Below are 18,445 nucleotides of genomic sequence, written 5' to 3'. Positions count from 1 at the left end.
TCAGTAACCTTCCGAATCCAGGTCAGGGCTGAAAATTCGCGTTGTCAGCCTACAGACTTCAGTTTCTACGCGGCCGTCATCGAACAGATTGAGCCAGCGCCAGCCGGGAGATTCTGCGTCAATGGTAAAGTTGGTGCAGTGCGGCTTGAATTGCACGCAGGTTGAAGGAGAAGCCAGCACGCGCCGGCCCTGCCATTCAAGGTCCAGCTCCTGATGAATATGGCCACAGAGTAGCGTTTTCGCCAGCGGATAACGCTGCAGCACGGCATCCAGCATATGTGGATTTCGCAGGCCGTGCTGATCGAGCCACGTACAGCCAGAAGGCAGGGGATGGTGGTGAAGCAAAACCAGCGTATGCCGATGCGGCTCCCTGGCCAGCGTTTTATCCAGCCATTCAAGCTGATACTCACTCAGCTCGCCGTGAGGCACCCCAAAAACCTGGCTATCCAACAGCACAACCTGCCAAGAGTCGCCGATCAGGACGTGTTTTTCATCGGCTATGCTAGCGCTTGCCAACGTACTGAACATCGTCGGCTGAAAGTCATGGTTGCCAGGCAGCCAGACGCAAGGAGCAGGCAGACGAGCGATACCCTCAGCAAAATGCTGATAGGCTTCGGTAGTGTGATCCTGAGCCAGATCGCCGGTAGCGACGATCAGGTCATAATGCCGACGTTGTGCCGCGATGGCTTCCAACACCGCTTCATAACTGGCCCAGGTATTCACACCCAGCAGCGTTTCATGTTTGCCTGCAAAAAGGTGAGTGTCCGTTATCTGTAAAATCCTGATACTGGACCCACTCGCCACAGGAAGTTTCAACAAGCTATCCAATCAAAGTCCTTAGGGTTACCGCTCTCTTGCTAACGTGTTGCAGCGGGTTCAACAAACCGGAACGGCTACCGCTCCATGTGATAAACAGTAGCGCAGCCATTCCGCCAGAAACTGGTTAATCTGGTGTTTTTCATCACGCTGATGCAGCTTTTTATTAGGATAATCATAGCGTGCTTTAAATCGGTAGATCTGCTGTGTTGAACACACTTCCGCCACCATCGCATCGTGATAGAGCCTGACCGACATAGAAGGCAGACTCCAGTAGCTCACGGCCGGGGCGGTTTGCTTAATCTCCACCAGCGTGGTGTAACGCGTCGATTCCAAAATGGTAATTTGATAGCTGGCACCATTTACCTGGTACGCCACTGACACTCCGGCCTGGTCGTCACGCGGTAGTAAGCGCCGCAGTTGTGCAAAGTTAGTTTCGCACACGCGCATCATTTCGGGAAAGTCAGGAACGTAACGCTTCATCGTTAAGGCTTCCACTCATTACTTAGTTGTTTATAGTGCAACTCGAGCCATTGTAAGGCAATGATCGCAGCTGCATTATCGATTTTCCCCTCTTCCACCCATTGATAAGCCTGACTACGGCTCACCACATGGACGAGAATATCCTCATTCTCTTCCTCCAGTCCGTGGTTTCCCTTCGCCACGCTGGCATCCACTTCACCAACATACACTATCAATCGCTCGGTCGTGCCCCCCGCGCTGGACAGGTAATTGCTGATAGGTTTGGTTCGCCCGGCGATCAGTCCGGCTTCTTCAACGGCTTCACGTCTGGCAACCTCTTCCGGGGTTTCGCCTTCCTCAATCATTCCTGCGACCAGCTCAAGCTTCCACGGGGTTGGGCTGGTATCCCAGGAGGCAATGCGTATTTGCTCGATCAGCACGACCTCGTCGCGCAGCGGATCATAGGGTAGCAGCACTGCTGCGTGGCCGCGCTCGAAAATTTCCCTGCTTACTTCACCACTCATTTCCCCGTTAAACAAGCGGTGGCGAAAGCGATAGCGTTCCACTGAAAAAAATCCGCGGTACAGCGTCTCTCGTGCGATAATTTCTACATCGTCTTTGGTGAACGTTACCGGGAATGTGTTACAGATAGCCATAGGAACCTCTCCTGAAGTGATCGCGATGACGATAAGCGCAATAGTAATACCGCCAGATTTATGGTTTCTGATGAATTTTTTACGTAAATTAAAGCGAGATGGCACTTTCAGCCAACTTACCTTATCGGCACTCTCTGATAGAATCGGCGATAATTTTTTGGCCTACGCCAGCGCTACCATAGCAATTTTGCGGCTCTACAAGGAATGCAAATGAACAAACTGCTCCCTTTACTCATTGGTCTGAGCCTGGGCGGCTTCAGTGTTGCCAGCCAGGCTGAAAACCTGCTTCAGGTCTATCAGCAGGCCCGTTTATCCAACCCTGATCTTCGTAGCTCAGCGGCCGATCGCGATGCCGCATTTGAGAAAATTAACGAAGCCCGTAGCCCACTGTTACCGCAGCTCGGGCTGGGAGCGGACTATACCTATACTAACGGTTATCGCGATGCTCGTGATTCAAACAGCGATACGAAAAGCGCATCGCTGCAGCTGACCCAGACCATTTTTGATATGTCAAAATGGCGTGCGCTGACACTGCAGGAAAAAACCGCCGGTATTCAGGATGTCACCTACCAGACCGCACAGCAGAAGCTGATTCTGGACACGGCGACAGCCTATTTCAACGTGCTGAATGCGATCGATACACTTTCGTATACCGAAGCGCAGAAGCAGTCAATCTACCGCCAGTTAGATCAAACCACCCAGCGTTTTAATGTTGGGCTGGTCGCTATCACTGACGTGCAGAACGCCCGTTCACAATACGACAGCGTGCTGGCTAGCGAAGTGAGCGCACGTAACGACCTCGATAACGCCGTAGAGTCTCTGCGCCAGGTTACCGGGAATTACTATCCAAGCCTCGCGTCGCTTAACGTTGATCGTTTCAAAACGGATAAGCCACAGCCGGTGAAAGATCTGCTGAAAGAAGCCGAAAGTCGTAACCTCAGCCTGCTCTCTGCACGTCTGTCACAGGATCTGGCTCGTGAGCAGATTCGCTCAGCCGAAACGGGTCATATGCCTACCGTCGGCCTGACCGCCTCAACCGGTCTGTCCAACAATCGCTACCATGGCGATCGCTCTACCGGTACTGATAATATCAGCGGCAGCAACCAGGTTGGCTTAAACTTCAGCCTGCCTCTTTACAGCGGTGGCTCGGTCACCTCACAGGTCAAACAGGCTCAGTATGCGTTTGTTTCCTCCAGTGAGCAGTTAGAAAGCGCACACCGCACCGCCGTTCAGACCGTCCGTTCTTCATTTAATAACGTGAACGCGTCTATCAGCAGCATCAACGCCTATAAGCAGGCTGTGGTTTCTTCGCAGAGCTCCCTGGATGCCATGGAAGCCGGCTATCAGGTCGGTACTCGTACCATCGTTGACGTGCTGGACGCGACAACAACGCTGTATAACGCCAAGCAGCAGCTGGCTAATGCGCGTTATAGCTACATGATTAATCAGCTTAATATCAAGTCCGCGCTGGGTACACTCAACGAGGACGACCTGACCGCGCTGAATAATCATCTTGGTAAAGATATCCCGACGACACCGAATGCTGTTGCGCCTGAAACCCCACAGCAGGATGCCGCCGCCGATCGTGATTTAAGTCAGCCTGCCAGAGCCTCCGCTGGGACTAAAACCAGCGGTAACCCGTTCGGGCAATAATTTGTTATGAAGGGCAGCCTGCGCTGCCCTTCTGCTTTTCCAATGCAATTTGTAAGCTGTCCTTCACAATCAAACGTATAGCTACGTAAAGATCCCCGCCCCCTGCGGCCACATCGCTTCATTTTTCACCGCCGTTCCCCTATCCTATGCGCTATCTTTGGGCACAGGACAGAAAGCCATGAAACGGACTAAACAGATCAATCACGCCTCTTTTCGTAAAAGCTGGGGCGCACGTCATTTAACGCCGGTGGCCCTTGCGGTGACCGCAGTCATTATGCTGGCGGGCTGTGAGCAAACGGACGAAAGCGTTTCGATGTATCAGAATGCGGATGACTGCTCCAGCGCCAATCCGGGTAAATCAGAGCAGTGCACCGTCGCATTTAATAAAGCGAAAGAAGAAGCCGTTAAGACCGCGCCGAAGTATGCCAGCCGTGAAGACTGCGTGGCCGAATTCGGTGAAGGTCAGTGTCAGCAGGCTCCGGCGCAGGCGGGTGTAACCACCAATGCGGAAAATCAGTCCAGCGGCAGTTTCTGGATGCCGCTGATGGCCGGTTACATGATGGGTCGAATGATGAGCGGAGGCATGGGCCAGCAGCAGCCGCTGTTTAGCTCAAAAAACCCGGCCAGCCCGGCTAACGGTAAGTTCGTGGATGCCGCCGGTAAGAGCTATGGCCCGGCCGTATCAGGCCGTACGATGAACGTGCCGAAAACAGCGATGGCGCCGAAACCTGCAACCACCAGCACGGTAACGCGCGGTGGCTTTGGTGAAAGCGTTGCTAAACAATCCACTATGCAGCGTAGCAGTGCGTCCGGCAGCAATCGTTCCAGCACCACCAGCCGCAGTTTAGGGGGCTAACGCCGGATGAAACGCATTGCTATTGCTGAGCGTCCTGACTGGCGAGCAAAAGCCACTGAGTATGGTTTTAATTTTCACACCATGTACGGCGAGCCTTACTGGTGTGAAGATGCCTACTATCAGTTTACCCTGCAGCAGATTGAAACGCTGGAAGATGTCACCAGCGAAATTCATCAGATGTGTTTACAGGCGGTGGATTTGGTCACCGGCAGCGAAGAGCTGCTGGAGAAGTTTCGCATTCCTAAGCACACCTGGGATTTCGTGCGTGAATCCTGGAAAAGCGGCCAGCCATCGCTCTACTCCCGTTTAGACCTTGCGTGGGACGGGCACTCTCCTGCCAAGCTGCTGGAGAATAACGCCGATACGCCAACCTCACTTTATGAAGCCGCATTCTTCCAGTGGGTCTGGCTAGAAGAACAGCTTAACGCCGGGAACCTTCCGGCAGGCAGCGATCAGTTCAACAGCCTGCAGGAAAAGCTGATCGAACGTTTTGCCGATCTGCATCAGAAACACGGTTTTGGCCTGCTCCACTTCTCCTGCTGCCGCGATACTGAAGAAGATCGCGCCACGGTGCAGTATTTGCAGGACTGCGCGACCGAGGCCGGTTTACCGAGTGAATTCCTGTTTATAGACGAGATTGGTCTGGGGGAAAAAGGCCAGTTCACCGATGTAAATGACCAGGTGATAAGCAACATGTTTAAACTCTATCCCTGGGAGTTTATGCTGCGCGAGATGTTCTCCACTAAGCTTGCCGATGCCGGTGTGCGCTGGCTGGAGCCGGGATGGAAGAGCATCATTTCCAATAAAGCGATGCTGCCGCTGTTATGGAAAATGTTCCCTAATCACCCGAATCTGCTTGCCGCTTACTTTGCCGAAGATAACGTGCCGCATATGGATAAATACGTGGTTAAGCCACTTTTTTCCCGTGAAGGCGCGAATATTCGCATCGTGGAAAATGGTAAAGAGATCGCCCGCGTTGACGGGCCTTACGGCGAAGAGGGAATGATCGTCCAGCAGTTCCATCCGCTGCCGAAGTTTGGCGACAGCTATACGCTGATCGGTTCCTGGCTGATCGACGATCAGCCAGCGGGAATTGGCCTGAGGGAAGATCGCGAACTGATCACCCAGGATCTGTCACGCTTCTATCCGCACGCGTTTATCGAGTAATCTTTTCGGGCGAGGTTCCCCTCGCCCGATATTAAAGCGGCAAGTCATCCTGGCAGTTTAACCCACCTGCACGGACAGCATACTCAACGACCCCATCACAATGCCATCCACCGGCACGGTTACCGCTTCATCCTGTGCTCTGGCGCCCAGCACGTAAAGCAGCGGCAGATAGTGCTCTGGCGTTGGATTCGACAGCGCCGCGCCTTCATGCTGCATAAAGTTAACCAGCGGATGCTGAGCATCGTCACCCTGCCATGCCAGATTATCGCGCACGTACTGATTAAACGACTCGGCCCACGGATAGGCTGGTGCTTCTCCCTGCCAGCGAACCATACGCAGGTTATGCACTACGTTGCCGCTGGCAACGATCATCACGCCCTGCTCGCGCAGTAGCGCCAGTTTGCGTCCCAGCTCAAAGTGATACGCTGCTGGTTTTGTGCCATCAACGCTCAGCTGAACAACCGGAATATCGGCATCCGGGTACATCTTAATTAACACTCCCCAGGAGCCGTGGTCAAAGCCCCACTCCTGATCGAGCTGAACGTCAACCGGCGACAGCACTTCCGCAATCTGGCGGGCCAGCGCCGGGGAACCAGGAGCAGGATAGCGCGTGTCAAACAGGGCCTGTGGGAAACCACCAAAATCATGAATGGTACGTGGTTTCTCCATTGCGGTAACCGCCGTTCCGCGCGTATACCAGTGCGCGGAAACCGCAATAATCGCTTTTGGCTTCGTTAGCGTTTCACCCAGTTTGCGCCAGGTTTCGGTATAGATATTCTCTTCCAGCACATTCATCGGGCTACCGTGGCCAAGGAAGAGCGCGGGCATACGTTGGTGACTCATGGTTTACTCCAGAAGTGTTCGTTCATTGACGCTTACATTACGCCCATATGTATCGTGATAAACCTGGATAACCCTGATGAAGATATTCAGATAATTTGAACAGAGATTGCAGAATGGATGACGGTTGGATGATGTACATCAAGACTGCCGCTGTGGCCTGAAGACAGGAAGCAGGAAGCAGGAAGCAGGAAGCAGGAAGCAGGAAGCAGGAAGCAGGATAAATTAACAGGGCCGGGTAAACCGGCCCAGAGAAGATTAGCTGGCCTGACGCGTTTCGTGGCTACGGCGATAAGCCACCAGATCTTCAATAGTGACGACCGGCATATCATGCTGCTTAGCGAAGACAACGACTTCCGCCGCATGTGCCATTGAACCATCATCGTTAGTCAGCTCACACAGCACACCGGCCGGTTTAAAGCCCGCCAGCGTCACCAGATCGATGGTGGCTTCAGTGTGGCCGCCACGGGTCAGCACTCCACCAGCACGCCCGCGCAGCGGGAAGACGTGGCCAGGACGATTCAGATCGGCAGGCTTGGCATCATCAGCAATAGCGGTACGGATAGTGGTGATGCGGTCTGAAGCGGAAACGCCGGTGGTGACACCCTGCGCAGCTTCGATGGTGACGGTGAAACCGGTGCCGTAGGCGCTGGTGTTATCCTCAACCATCATTGGCAGGTCAAGCTGACCAAGACGTTCTTCGGTCAGACAAAGGCAGACGATACCGCTGCCGTGACGAATGGTTAATGCCATCTGCTCAACGGTCATGGTTTCGGCGGCGAAGATCATATCACCTTCATTTTCACGATCTTCATCATCTAAAACCATTACACCGCGGCCAGCGCGCAGCGCTTCGATAGCTCGGGTTACACGCTGTTCAGGCGTGCCAAATTCAGAAAGTAGCGACTGATTCATGGTAAATAAACCTTAATAAATGTATGGGTTACCAGAATCAGGGCGTGCTTAGGAGTGTCAAGCTGTGACAAAAAAATAACGCGAGGCGAGCGCAGGCCCGACAAGATACGTTACTCTCTCCCATCCGGACTCTAACCGTCGGCCCCGGAATTACACCGGATCTGCTGTCCTTCAGGAATGCCCCTGAAGCGCTCGCGGGCTTTCAGCCGAAGCTGATTTACCGCCGGTGGGGAATTTCGCCCCGCCCTGAGAATAAGCAGACTTACTATAACGCTGATAATGAACGCGGGCAACGAACAAAATTGGCAAATTTATATCCATTTATTCGCTATGCTCATTTCCGGTTTATCCTTTCCCCCGGAGGGATTACACTTAGAGAAAATTTGCTGCTACCAGGAAGCTGACATGATTGATGCTAAAAAAATTGAACAACTGGCCCGCCAGATCCATGAATCTATGCCAAAAGGTATCCGCGAGTTAGGCGATGATGTGGAAAAGAAAATTCGTCAGACCATCCAGGCCCAGCTGACCCGTCTTGATGTCGTGAACCGTGAAGAGTTTGACGTGCAGACTCAGGTTCTGTTGCGCACACGCGAAAAGCTCGCAGTGCTGGAACAACGCCTGGCGGCGCTTGAGAATCAGTCTGCTGCACCAGCGGTGGCGGCAGGAACGGCCACTGCACCGGTCACGACGGCACCCGCTGTGCAGGCAGCATCAGAGCCTGGCGATGCAAAAGATCCTGTCTGATTTACAAAGAAAAAGCTGCCCAACCGGGCAGCTTTTTTTAGCTCTGACGACGGGTATCGGCTCATTCTGACAATCGATACCTGTGTGTTCTTACAATCGATACCGGTTAGTTCTTACGATTGATAATCGTCTTAATAATATTGCTGGTTGAGATACCGTCTTCGAAGTTCAGCACGCGTACGTCACCGCCGTTAGCCCATACTTCTTTACTGCCTGCGATATCCTCTGGCTTATAGTCGCCGCCTTTGACCAGCAGGTCCGGCAACACTTCAGCAATCAGACGCTGCGGCGTGTCCTCTTCAAAGTCCACCACCCAGTCTACGGCTTCCAGCGCCCCCAGAACGATCATACGGTTTTCCAGCGGGTTAACCGGACGTGTTTCGCCCTTCAAACGGCGGGTAGACGCGTCGCTGTTCACCGCCACAATCAGCCGGTCACCCAGCCTGCGAGCATTCGCGAGATAGGAAACGTGCCCGGCATGAAGGATATCAAATACGCCGTTGGTCATCACCACGCGCTCGCCGCGCTGGCGTGCTTTAGCGACTTCAGCCTTCAGCTGAGCTTCATCCATCACGCCAAAACCCGACTCGGGGCGCGCATGAATCGCATTTTCCAGTTCGATCGGGGAAACCGTCGATGTACCCAGTTTACCCACAACCACGCCCGCGGCCGCATTGGCCAGGAAGCAGCTCTCTTCCAGGCTGTTGCCTGCTGCCAGTGCGGCAGCCAGTACGCCGATAACGGTATCGCCAGCACCGGTCACATCAAACACTTCCTGCGCCTGGGTTGGCATATGGAAGGGTTCTTTGCCCGGCTGGAGCAGCGTCATACCGTTTTCAGAACGGGTCACCAGCAGCGCCGACAGGCCGTGCTTCTGCATCAGCGCAGTACCACGATCAACGATGTCTGACTCGCTTTTACATTTACCGACTACGGCTTCAAACTCCGAAAGATTCGGCGTCAGCAGGGTCGCGCCATGATAACGGCCGAAGTCGGTCCCTTTCGGGTCCACCAGCACTGGCACACCGGCTTCACGTGCCAGCTTGATCATGGTTTCTACGCTCGACAACGCGCCTTTGGCGTAGTCAGAAAGCACCAGCGCACCGATTTTAGGCAAGGCCTGCTGAATGCGCTCGTGCATAGGTTCCGGGTTAACCCCTTCGAAACCCTCTTCAAAATCAAGGCGGATTAGCTGCTGATTACGCGAAAGAACGCGTAGCTTAGTGACAGTTGGATGGGTTGGTACAGAAACAAAATCACACTGCACGTTTACCCCTGTCAGCGTCTCGCTCAGTACGCGCGCAGCATCATCAATGCCGGTTAGTCCCACGAGGCGAGATTCAGCGCCAAGAGAAGCGATATTCATCGCCACGTTAGCCGCCCCGCCGGGGCGCTCTTCCACGTGTTCAACCTTGACAACCGGCACCGGAGCTTCGGGAGAAATACGGCTGGTTGGCCCGTGCCAGTAACGATCCAGCATCACATCACCAACAACCAGAACACCCGCACGTTTAAAATCAGGCAGTGTAACTTTCATTCAGACACTCCACTCCAGACAGCATAAAAACCAAAAATTCAGGCGCGCGATAATAGCACAAATGTTGCCGTGCCTGACTATCGCGGCCACGTTGTTCACTTCGTCACAAAGCCACGGATACGCTCTGCGTCCTCAGTCGCCAAACCAGGTTTGCCAGCTTTGATTAACCTGGGCTTTTTCACTCGCATAGGCGCTTTCTTCCACATGCCCCGGCAGCTCCTGCAGTGCCAGGTGGTGCAATGCATCGCGCAGCGTGACGTAAGCATGAGTCAGTGCTTTCGCCTCCGGCTCTGACATTTTGCCCCCGTTAGCCAGCAGTTCGAAAATACGAACATTATCGGACCAGCGGGTCAGCGTCAGATCCTGAGAGGCATAGCGTAGGACCAGATATTGCGTAATGAATTCAATATCCGTGATGCCACCGGCATCGGCTTTAATATCCCAGCGGCCTTTATGTTTCTGTCCAAGATGCGCACGCATTTTTTCACGCATCTCCCGAACCTCAACCTTCAGGGTTTCTGCCTCACGCGGCAGCGCCAGGATACCACGGCGAATTTCTCCAAAGCGCTGGCTGAGCTCCCCATCACCGTAAACGATGCGAGCACGTACCAGCGCCTGATGCTCCCAGGTCCAGGCTTCATTGCGCTGGTAATCGTCAAAGGCTTCAAAGGTACTCACCAGCATACCGGCAGCACCCGAGGGGCGCAGGCGGGCATCGACTTCATAAAGAATACCTGACGAAGTTCGGGTACTGAACAGATGCATCACCCGCTGTGCCAGCCGCAGATAGAACTGCCGCCCATCAATACTTCGCTCACCCAGCGTGACCGCTTCCTGAGGGCAGTTGTGCAGGAACACCAGGTCCAAATCGGAGCTGTAACCCAGCTCCCAGCCACCCAGCTTGCCGTAGCCGACAACGGCAAAGCCACGCTCGCTGTCGCTGGTCAGATGCGATGGCCGCCCGTAGCGCTGTACCATCATATTCCACGCCTGCTGTACTACCGCTTCTATCATCGCTTCGGCAAGCCAGGTCAGATGATCGCTGACCTTCATTACCGGCAGCGTGCCGGCGATATCCGCCGCTGCAATACGCAGATGCTGGGCCTGTTTAAACTGCCTGAGTGCTTCCAGCTGCTGCTCTTCGTCCTCTTCCGGGATACGCAGCAGATACTGACGCAGCTCGTCGCGATAGGCATCGGTTGCCGTTGGCTGGTAAAGCGTCGCCGGGTCAAGCAGCTCATCAAGCAGCAGCGGATAGCGCGCCAGCTGGCTGGCAACCATCGGAGAGGCGGCACACAGGCGAATCAGATGCTGGAGCGCGCCGTGGAATTCCGTGAGCAGCTCCAGATAGGTGGTGCGTGTGACCACGCCGAGCAGCAGCGGCGTCAGGCGGCCAAGCGTGACAACCGCATCATCGCGCGGTACTAACTCGCTGAGCAGACGAGGCATCAGCTGATCGAGCGCCTGGCGGCCACGTGGGCCGATCGTGCGCTTATCCACATCCAGACGAAAATCGGTAATCGCCCGCAGCAGTTGCTGGCATGCTTCACCGTCAAGATGCGGGACGAGCGGCAGCAGTTCAGCTTCCTCTAACTGGTCCTGCCACAGCACACCATATTCCCCGGCTTCACGGTTCTCGCCGCTCTCCGGGGCATCGTCGCCAATCAGCTCGTCGAAGATTGAGCGTACCGCCACCATATGGCCATCCAGCCGATCGTGCAGGCCCTGCCAGTCGGCAAATCCCATCGCCCAGGCCAGACGCGCACGATCCAGCTCACTGGCCGGCAATGTCTGCGTCTGTTCATCATTAATGCTTTGCAGCAGATTTTCTAACCGCCGCAGGAACAGATAGGCGTCGTGCAGCTGCGCGACCTGAGGCTGTGGAAGTAAATTCAGTTCTTTGATTGATTCAAGAGTAGGAAGCAATGAACGCAGCTGCAGCGATCGTTCGCGACCACCACGGATCAGCTGGAAGACCTGAACAATAAACTCTATTTCACGGATACCACCGGCACCGAGCTTGATGTTATCGGTCAGACCGCGCCGCCGCACCTCACGCGCAATCATCGCCTTCATATTGCGCAGGGACTGGATCACGCTGAAATCAATATAGCGACGGAAGACAAACGGCCGCAGCATCTGCCGTAGTTCCTGGCTCCAGCGATCGTCACCGCCGCCCATTAACCGGGCCTTGACCATCGCATAGCGTTCCCAGTCGCGCCCCTGCTCCTGGTAATAATCTTCCAGCGCCGCAAAGCTCAGCACCAGCGGGCCGCTGTCACCAAACGGCCGCAGCCGCATATCTACGCGGTAGACGAAGCCGTCCACGGTTGGCTGATCGAGCACTTTGATCAGCCGCTGCCCCAGACGAGTAAAGAACTGGGCGTTATCCAGCTCACGCCGTCCGCCCTGCGTCACGCCATTTTCCGGCCAGGTGAAGATCAAATCGATATCGGAAGAGAAATTCAGCTCGCCGCCGCCCAGTTTACCCATGCCGAGGATCAGCAGCGGCTGCGGCTCTCCGGCGGCATTAACCGGCGTGCCAAAATCCTTGCAGCAGGCGTGCCACAGCCAGTCACGGGCAGCTACGATCAGGGTTTCTGCCAGTTCGCTCAGCTGCGTTAATGTTTGTTCGGTGCTGCTGGTCGCCAGAGTCTGCATCCAGGCGATGCGCGTCAGCATATGGCGGCGAAACAGCCGCAGTTCGCGCATCAGCGTGTTTTCATCCAGCACCGAGGCCAGCCGCTCTGCCAGCCACGCGGTATAGTGCTGCCACTCGTCGGCAAGCGGCGGCTGAGTTTGCAGCTGCTGCCACCATTCAGGATGTTTCGTCAGGTTATCACTGATGAAGTCACTAAACGCCAGCACGGACTGCTGCTGCGGAGTGGTCCCGTCCGGCAGAGGATCGATAACGGAAATCTGTTCAGCCAGCAAAGATGGCAGCGGCTGCGATAGTAAAGGCACCATAAACACTCCCTGATTAATCACCCCCGAGACTCAGGCTCCAGGGGGCGTTGGCTGCCATCCTGCAACACACGATCAACGGGTTTGGAAAATAAGCGTTTCTAACGGCTCAGGCGTTACCATTTTTCCAGAATGCCGGCTGTTTCAGCGCCTGCCGGCGGTGGCCATCCAGCCATACATCCTGCCGATCGATGATCGCCTGACGCAGTAGCTGCCAGTGACCGAGCCACTCACTTACCGCTGCCTCGTCATAGCTACCGGCCAGCAGATGTACGGCAAGCTGCTGCCGATGGAGGCGTGTCAGCTTATCCTGGTATTCATTCAGCTGATTGACCTGACCAAAGGTCTCCTTCAGGTCTGCGGAAATGCGCCCCAGCATGATATCGCTGAAACGCTTAAAGGAGCCCTGTAGCTTGGCATCGGTTTTCGAGTCGATAAAATCACGCCAGCGCACCGTTGCAATCCAGGTGGTCAGCGCCAGCTGCGTTTCCAGCCACAGCGTACTAAAGCACACGGACAGGGCATCCAGATCGTCCTCCAGCAGTGCCGCTTCCAGCTCAGTCAGGCGCTGACGCAGCTCGCTACTGGCCTTGCGCGGCACCAGCGCACCGTACAGAGAAAATGCCTGACGCAGCGTTTCCAGCGCCTCCTGAATTTCCCCGAGCGCCTCAGCATTGCCGCGCAGCCACAGCTCTTCATGATACTGCCACTGGCTGAGCGCCAGCAGGAAAGCCGCCTGCATCCCCTGCTCTACCGTCGCCTTCGGCTTGACCTTGAGTAGCGGAACCGGACGCAACTTACGAGGTGGGTTGCCTTTCGCCAGCGCATAGCCGCGCGCCGCTTTACTCAGGCTTCCCAGACGCAGGCCACCCATTTTTGCCAGCTCGGCGGCAAATGCCAGAAGATCGTCGCGATTACCGTTTTTCAGCTCCAGCTCGATTTCATGCAGCGGCTCGCTCAGTTCTCCGGCGCTGACCTCTCCCAGATCGAAAGCCACTTCTATTTCGCTTTCACCATAGGTCACCACCCACTTCTCACGGACGAAATGAGTGCTGAACAGCGGGTTTAACTGCTGCTGCAGGGCATCAAGATCGGTACCTTCTGGCCAGACATCCGCAGGAAGTTGTTGAATATCCAGCACCGGTTCATTGAGTGCGACGTTGTACTCCGGTCGTTGGTGAAGACCACCAATCGTCTGCCCGGCAGTTTTCAGCGTCATTTCGAAACTGTCACCAAATCCGCGAATGCGCAGACCCATGTCCCAGCTGCGCAGCTGGCCGTTGGCCGTTTCAAAATAGATGTTGCTCAGCTTCTGCCCGGAGGTGTGTTCATGGGGCCAGAGAGCCAGCTGGCTGGCGAGTTTTGTCGCAGCATCGGCGGTGGTAATGAACTTTAGCTCGATTTCGATGGTCATAATGTCTTATCTAAATGATTACCGGCACGGTAAATGGTGGTAGTGTTTGATAATAACCGCAAATTTCCCGATAGCGCAGAAAGAGCTGATTCAGCCGCTGCAAAAATGCAGGGCAACTTGCGGATCATCGCACCTGAGATACCAAGAAGAGTAATGCACAAGCAGCAGGGATGTCTCTGCTTTATTACGCTTTCGCGCGTTGCCTCCCATGTCGCCTGAGATCAGGACAGTTCTCATTCAGCTTTCTGCGAGGCCGCTCCAGACTGTGCTATTACTTTCGCCCAGTACTTATGCAAAAAGAGTTCGAATGAAAAAAACTCACTTTATTGGCCTGACTTTTCTGGCTTTTAGCGCCGTCGCTAACGTGCATGCTGAAGAAAAACGTTACATTTCCGATGAACTCTCCACCTGGGTTCGCAGCGGTCCCGGCAATGATTATCGCCTGATCGGCACGCTGAACGCCGGGGAAGAAGTCACCCTGCTGCAATCTAATGAGAACAGCAAATACGGGCAGATCCGTGATGCGCAGGGCAGAACAACCTGGATACCGCTGAGTCAGCTCAGTGAACAGCCCAGCCTGCGTTCACGCGTGCCGGAGCTGGAGCAGCAGGTTAAAGACCTGACCGCCAAACTGGCGAATATTGACGGCAGCTGGAATGAACGTACAGCAGAAATGCAGAAAAAAGTGGCCGGCAGTGACGATGCGATCAACAGCCTGAAAGAAGAAAACCAGCAGTTAAAGAACCAACTGGTGGTCGCCAGTAAAAAGGTGGATGCCGCCAACGTTCAGCTGGATGATAAACAGCGCACCATCATTATGCAGTGGTTTATGTACGGTGGCGGCGTTGCCGGCTTCGGCCTGCTGCTCGGTCTGCTGTTGCCGCATATGCTGCCGCGCAGGAAGAAAAACGACCGCTGGATGAACTAAAGGTTTTCAGTTTGGTTGGAGGGCATCCGTGGATGCCCCCTTTGGCGTACCTGCAATTTGGCATCATCCCTGACGGATGTTGTAGTATTACGGCTTACTATAAAAAAATGCTTTCCCTCTGACCTGACGTTTTATTCTGGAGATGTGCAGTGAAAACATACCTTGTCGGTGGCGCGGTCCGTGACGGACTGCTGAATTTGCCGCTGAAAGATAAAGACTGGGTGGTGGTCGGCGCTACCCCCGAGCAGATGCTTGCGCTGGGCTATTCCCAGGTCGGGCGTGATTTCCCGGTTTTTCTGCATCCCGAAAATCATCAGGAATATGCGCTGGCGCGTACCGAACGTAAATCAGGCAATGGCTATACCGGGTTTATCTGCTATTCCGCACCCGACGTGACGCTGGAACAGGATCTGGCGCGCCGCGATCTGACCATCAATGCCATTGCGCGCGATGATAACGGCCAGTATTACGACCCTTACAACGGTCGCGCAGACATTGAGCAACGCATTCTTCGCCATGTTTCCGCCGCGTTTAATGAAGATCCTTTGCGCGTGCTGCGCGTCGCACGGTTTGCTGCGCGCTTCGCCCATCTTAACTTCCGCATCGCCGATGAAACGCTTGAGCTGATGCGTTCAATGGCGCACAGCGGCGAGTTGAATCATCTGACGGCGGAACGCGTGTGGAAAGAGACCGAAAGCGCGCTGCTGACCCGTAATCCGCAGGTGTTTTTCCAGGTGCTGCGCGACTGCGGTGCGCTCGCCGTTTTATTCCCCGAGCTGGACAATCTTTACGGCGTGCCGGCCCCGGCGAAATGGCACCCGGAAATCGACAGTGGCGTTCACTCGCTGATGACGCTGGCGATGGCCGCGCATCTCAGCCCCGAACTGGATGTCCGTTTTGCCACGCTGTTTCACGATGTCGGCAAAGCGCTGACCTCACCGGAGAAATGGCCCAGCCACCACGGCCACGGGCTGGCTGGCGTACCGCTGGTTGCCGCGCTATGCGAACGTCTGCGCGTGCCGAATCACGTGCGCGATCTGGCGCTGCTGGTTACCGAATTTCACGATCTCGTTCACACGATCCAAAATCATTCTGCCGCAACGCTGGTTAACCTGTTCGACAGGCTCGATGCCTGGCGTAAGCCGCACCGCGTTGAGCAGATTGCGCTAACCAGTGAAGCCGATGCGCGTGGGCGTAGCGGGTTCGAAAATAATCCCTATCCGCAGGGAACGTATCTGCGAGAAGCCTTCAGAATTGTGTCAGAAGTGCCTACGCGCGATGTGGTCGCGGCCGGGTTTAAAGGTGCAGCGGTGAGGGAAGAGCTGACGCGCAGGCGCATTGCGGCGCTGGAGGCCTGGCAGGCGCAGTAAGGGCGGATTGGCGATCCGCCCCTGGTATCACTTACAGCACGAACACCGCGTAAACGGCAGCGGCGATAATAAAGCGGTAGATCGCAAACGGGATAAACGAAATCCGTTTGATAATATGCAGGAAGCTCTTAATGGCGATCAGCGCCACGATAAAGGCGGTCACAAAGCCCACCGCAAACATCGGCAGGTCGGCGATGCTCAGGAAGCCCATGCTCTTATAGAGATCCAGCGCGGTGGCACCCATCATCATCGGCACCGCCAGCAGGAAAGAGAATTCCGATGCAGCATAGCGACTTACACCCATCAGCATCCCGCCGGAGATGGTCGCACCCGAACGGGAAAAGCCAGGCCACAGCGCCAGGCACTGGAAGCAGCCAATAATAAACGCCTGGCGGTAGGTAATATCATCCACCCCGACCGCTTTTGGCTGTTTCGGCTTCAGCAGTTCGGCGGCAATCAGCAGGACGCCACCGACCACCAGCGCATACATCACGTTAACCGGGTTAAACAGCGTCTTAATTTTGTCGTGCAGCAGCAGACCGATAACCACCGCCGGCACCATACCCAGCAGGATGTGGATCAGCGTTAAATGCCCGGTGCCGGTGCCTTCATGCTTAACTTCACCAAAGTTGATCCCTATCAGGCCAAATAAACGACGCCAGAACATCACCACTACGGCAAGAATTGAACCTAGCTGGATAACAACTTCGAAGGTTTCCGCCTTCTCTCCCTCAAACCCCAGCAAATGACCCACGATAATCATATGTCCGGTAGATGACACGGGGAGAAACTCCGTTAACCCCTCAACTATCCCTAGTATCGCTGCAACCCATAGCTGATGAATATCTGCCATCAAATTACCTTTCGCCCTATAAAATCAATAAAATGGCGGTCGCCAATGCGCCCGCCAATCAGCCCTGAATCTACTTAACAATCCAGGATCACCCTAAGTCTCAACTTATGACAAAGCTTACTGTGATTTGGTTTCATTGTGATGGCAATCACATTGAATTTATTTCGGAATATTACCTCGTTCAATGATCACACCAACCTGACGCGCCTGCGCAACGGCACCGGGTTTGCTGACCTTGATGCGTACCCAGGGCGAGGCGAACTGGTTCAGCAAGAGTGTGGCTATCTCTTCCGCTACACGCTCAACCAGCGCAAATTTTCCATTCTGTACGTGGGCAATAATCGCTTCTGATACATCGGCATAGCTCAGACAGTCATTCACATCGTCGCTGGCGGCAGCTTTGCGGTTATCCCACGCCATTTCGACATCGAACACCAGCTTCTGCTGAATGGTTTGTTCCCAGTCGTAAACGCCGATGGTGGTGATAACGGACAATTGATCAATAAATACGATATCCATGATACGGCTCTCTGTTTTTGTGGTTGCCGGATACCATCCCCGGCGGTTTATGCGTATTATCCACGGATGTTAACAACAAAACGACCCCAACAAGACGGAACGGTGTTATGAGTGTATTCGCGCTTGGCATGATCCTTTTCGCGTATCTGTGTGGCTCCATCTCCAGCGCGATTTTGGTCTGCCGACTGTTCGGATTGCCGGACCCACGCCAAAATGGATCGGGCAACCCGGGTGCCACCAATGTACTGCGATTAGGCGGGAAAGCTGCGGCGGCGACAGTACTGGTTTTTGATGTTCTCAAAGGTATGCTGCCGGTCTGGCTGGCCTACAGTCAGGGCATTACGCCGCTCTACCTTGGCCTGACCGCGATTGCGGCCTGTCTCGGCCATATCTACCCCGTTTTCTTCCATTTCAAAGGCGGCAAAGGCGTGGCGACGGCATTCGGAGCCATTGCACCCATCGGTTGGGATCTGACCGGCCTGATGACCGGCACCTGGCTGCTGACCGTACTGCTCAGTGGCTATTCGTCATTGGGGGCAATTATCAGCGCACTGATTGCGCCGTTTTATGTCTGGTGGTTCAAACCGCAGTTTACCTTCCCGGTCGCCATGCTCTCCTGCCTGATCCTGCTGCGGCATCATGACAATATCCAGCGCCTGTGGCGCGGCCAGGAAAATAAAATCTGGAAGAAGAAAAAGAAAAACGGCCAGGATAAACCCCAGCCGTAATATTGGATAGCCAGCCTGAA

General features: G+C 54.8%; 17 protein-coding genes and 1 riboswitch. Of the genes, 7 read left to right on the top strand and 10 right to left on the bottom strand.

The genetic code is table 11. The features are described 5' to 3' along the window. Genes cpdA through nudF form a run of 3 tightly spaced genes read right to left on the bottom strand, consistent with a single transcriptional unit; the run spans position 1 to position 1,934 of the window. Complete coding sequence (cpdA, locus tag IBT46_RS02060; RefSeq protein ID WP_200543541.1) at positions 1 to 828, bottom strand: 3',5'-cyclic-AMP phosphodiesterase; 828 nt, start codon at positions 826 to 828, stop codon at positions 1 to 3. A 48-nt stretch (positions 829 to 876) separates the two neighbouring features. Next, entirely contained in the window at positions 877 to 1,299 is a 423-nt protein-coding gene (locus IBT46_RS02055; protein ID WP_105592523.1) for a DUF1249 family protein, read from the bottom strand. A 2-nt stretch (positions 1,300 to 1,301) separates the two neighbouring features. Beyond that, the gene (nudF, locus tag IBT46_RS02050) at positions 1,302 to 1,934 is read right to left on the bottom strand and encodes an ADP-ribose diphosphatase (protein ID WP_200543539.1); all 633 of its coding nucleotides are present in this window, start codon (positions 1,932 to 1,934) and stop codon (positions 1,302 to 1,304) included. A gap of 210 nt (positions 1,935 to 2,144) precedes the next feature. Between nudF and tolC the strand changes: the two genes are divergently transcribed. From tolC to IBT46_RS02035, 3 genes are all read left to right on the top strand, one after another. Beyond that, on the top strand, positions 2,145 to 3,587 hold the full coding sequence (gene tolC / locus IBT46_RS02045; RefSeq protein WP_200543537.1) for an outer membrane channel protein TolC: 1,443 nt from the start codon (positions 2,145 to 2,147) through the stop codon (positions 3,585 to 3,587). 178 nt (positions 3,588 to 3,765) lie between these two features. Continuing rightward, positions 3,766 to 4,443: a DUF1190 family protein gene (locus IBT46_RS02040; RefSeq protein ID WP_200543529.1), complete on the top strand. Its 678-nt coding sequence runs from the start codon at positions 3,766 to 3,768 to the stop codon at positions 4,441 to 4,443. 6 nt (positions 4,444 to 4,449) lie between these two features. After that, positions 4,450 to 5,610: a glutathionylspermidine synthase family protein gene (locus IBT46_RS02035; RefSeq protein ID WP_200543527.1), complete on the top strand. Its 1,161-nt coding sequence runs from the start codon at positions 4,450 to 4,452 to the stop codon at positions 5,608 to 5,610. Positions 5,611 to 5,667: 57 nt separating this feature from the next. Here IBT46_RS02035 and ygiD read toward each other — a convergent pair whose 3' ends face one another. Continuing rightward, positions 5,668 to 6,453, bottom strand: coding sequence for a 4,5-DOPA dioxygenase extradiol (gene ygiD / locus IBT46_RS02030; protein WP_200543525.1), 786 nt, complete (start codon positions 6,451 to 6,453; stop codon positions 5,668 to 5,670). Between the two features lie 255 nt (positions 6,454 to 6,708). Next, a complete protein-coding gene (gene ribB / locus IBT46_RS02025; RefSeq protein ID WP_105592529.1) occupies positions 6,709 to 7,365 on the bottom strand; it encodes a 3,4-dihydroxy-2-butanone-4-phosphate synthase in 657 nt (218 codons plus the stop codon). A gap of 108 nt (positions 7,366 to 7,473) precedes the next feature. Continuing rightward, positions 7,474 to 7,623: riboswitch (FMN riboswitch) on the bottom strand. A 147-nt stretch (positions 7,624 to 7,770) separates the two neighbouring features. Here ribB and IBT46_RS02020 point away from each other — a divergent pair. Further along, a complete protein-coding gene (locus tag IBT46_RS02020) occupies positions 7,771 to 8,112 on the top strand; it encodes an accessory factor UbiK family protein (protein ID WP_200543523.1) in 342 nt (113 codons plus the stop codon). A 106-nt stretch (positions 8,113 to 8,218) separates the two neighbouring features. On the opposite strand, the gene hldE is transcribed toward IBT46_RS02020, so the two are convergent. From hldE to IBT46_RS02005, 3 genes are all read right to left on the bottom strand, one after another. Then, positions 8,219 to 9,649, bottom strand: a complete 1,431-nt coding sequence (gene hldE, locus IBT46_RS02015) for a bifunctional D-glycero-beta-D-manno-heptose-7-phosphate kinase/D-glycero-beta-D-manno-heptose 1-phosphate adenylyltransferase HldE (RefSeq protein ID WP_200543521.1) — start codon at positions 9,647 to 9,649, stop codon at positions 8,219 to 8,221. A 132-nt stretch (positions 9,650 to 9,781) separates the two neighbouring features. Continuing rightward, positions 9,782 to 12,616 carry a bifunctional [glutamate--ammonia ligase]-adenylyl-L-tyrosine phosphorylase/[glutamate--ammonia-ligase] adenylyltransferase gene (gene glnE / locus IBT46_RS02010; protein ID WP_200543519.1) on the bottom strand — a complete coding sequence of 945 codons (2,835 nt, stop codon included), beginning with the start codon at positions 12,614 to 12,616 and terminating at the stop codon, positions 9,782 to 9,784. A gap of 106 nt (positions 12,617 to 12,722) precedes the next feature. Next, complete coding sequence (locus IBT46_RS02005; RefSeq protein WP_200543517.1) at positions 12,723 to 14,027, bottom strand: inorganic triphosphatase; 1,305 nt, start codon at positions 14,025 to 14,027, stop codon at positions 12,723 to 12,725. Positions 14,028 to 14,334: 307 nt separating this feature from the next. Here IBT46_RS02005 and IBT46_RS02000 point away from each other — a divergent pair, with 307 nt between their 5' ends. Together IBT46_RS02000 and IBT46_RS01995 are read left to right on the top strand one after the other, a co-directional pair. Next, entirely contained in the window at positions 14,335 to 14,955 is a 621-nt protein-coding gene (locus tag IBT46_RS02000; RefSeq protein WP_105592534.1) for a TIGR04211 family SH3 domain-containing protein, read from the top strand. Between the two features lie 149 nt (positions 14,956 to 15,104). Further along, positions 15,105 to 16,325, top strand: coding sequence for a multifunctional CCA addition/repair protein (locus IBT46_RS01995; RefSeq protein ID WP_200543515.1), 1,221 nt, complete (start codon positions 15,105 to 15,107; stop codon positions 16,323 to 16,325). A gap of 31 nt (positions 16,326 to 16,356) precedes the next feature. On the opposite strand, the gene bacA is transcribed toward IBT46_RS01995, so the two are convergent. Both bacA and folB read right to left on the bottom strand, forming a co-directional pair. Beyond that, positions 16,357 to 17,178, bottom strand: coding sequence for an undecaprenyl-diphosphate phosphatase (gene bacA / locus IBT46_RS01990; protein ID WP_123331434.1), 822 nt, complete (start codon positions 17,176 to 17,178; stop codon positions 16,357 to 16,359). Positions 17,179 to 17,337: 159 nt separating this feature from the next. Next, positions 17,338 to 17,697, bottom strand: a complete 360-nt coding sequence (folB, locus tag IBT46_RS01985; protein ID WP_105592537.1) for a bifunctional dihydroneopterin aldolase/7,8-dihydroneopterin epimerase — start codon at positions 17,695 to 17,697, stop codon at positions 17,338 to 17,340. A gap of 107 nt (positions 17,698 to 17,804) precedes the next feature. Between folB and plsY the strand changes: the two genes are divergently transcribed. Beyond that, complete coding sequence (plsY, locus tag IBT46_RS01980; protein ID WP_105592538.1) at positions 17,805 to 18,425, top strand: glycerol-3-phosphate 1-O-acyltransferase PlsY; 621 nt, start codon at positions 17,805 to 17,807, stop codon at positions 18,423 to 18,425. Positions 18,426 to 18,445 lie beyond the last annotated feature (20 nt).

It is taken from the genome of Erwinia sp. S38 (assembly GCF_016624545.1).
Taxonomy (GTDB): Bacteria; Pseudomonadota; Gammaproteobacteria; order Enterobacterales; family Enterobacteriaceae; genus Erwinia; species Erwinia coffeiphila.
This window is presented reverse-complemented; position numbering and strand designations above follow the sequence as displayed.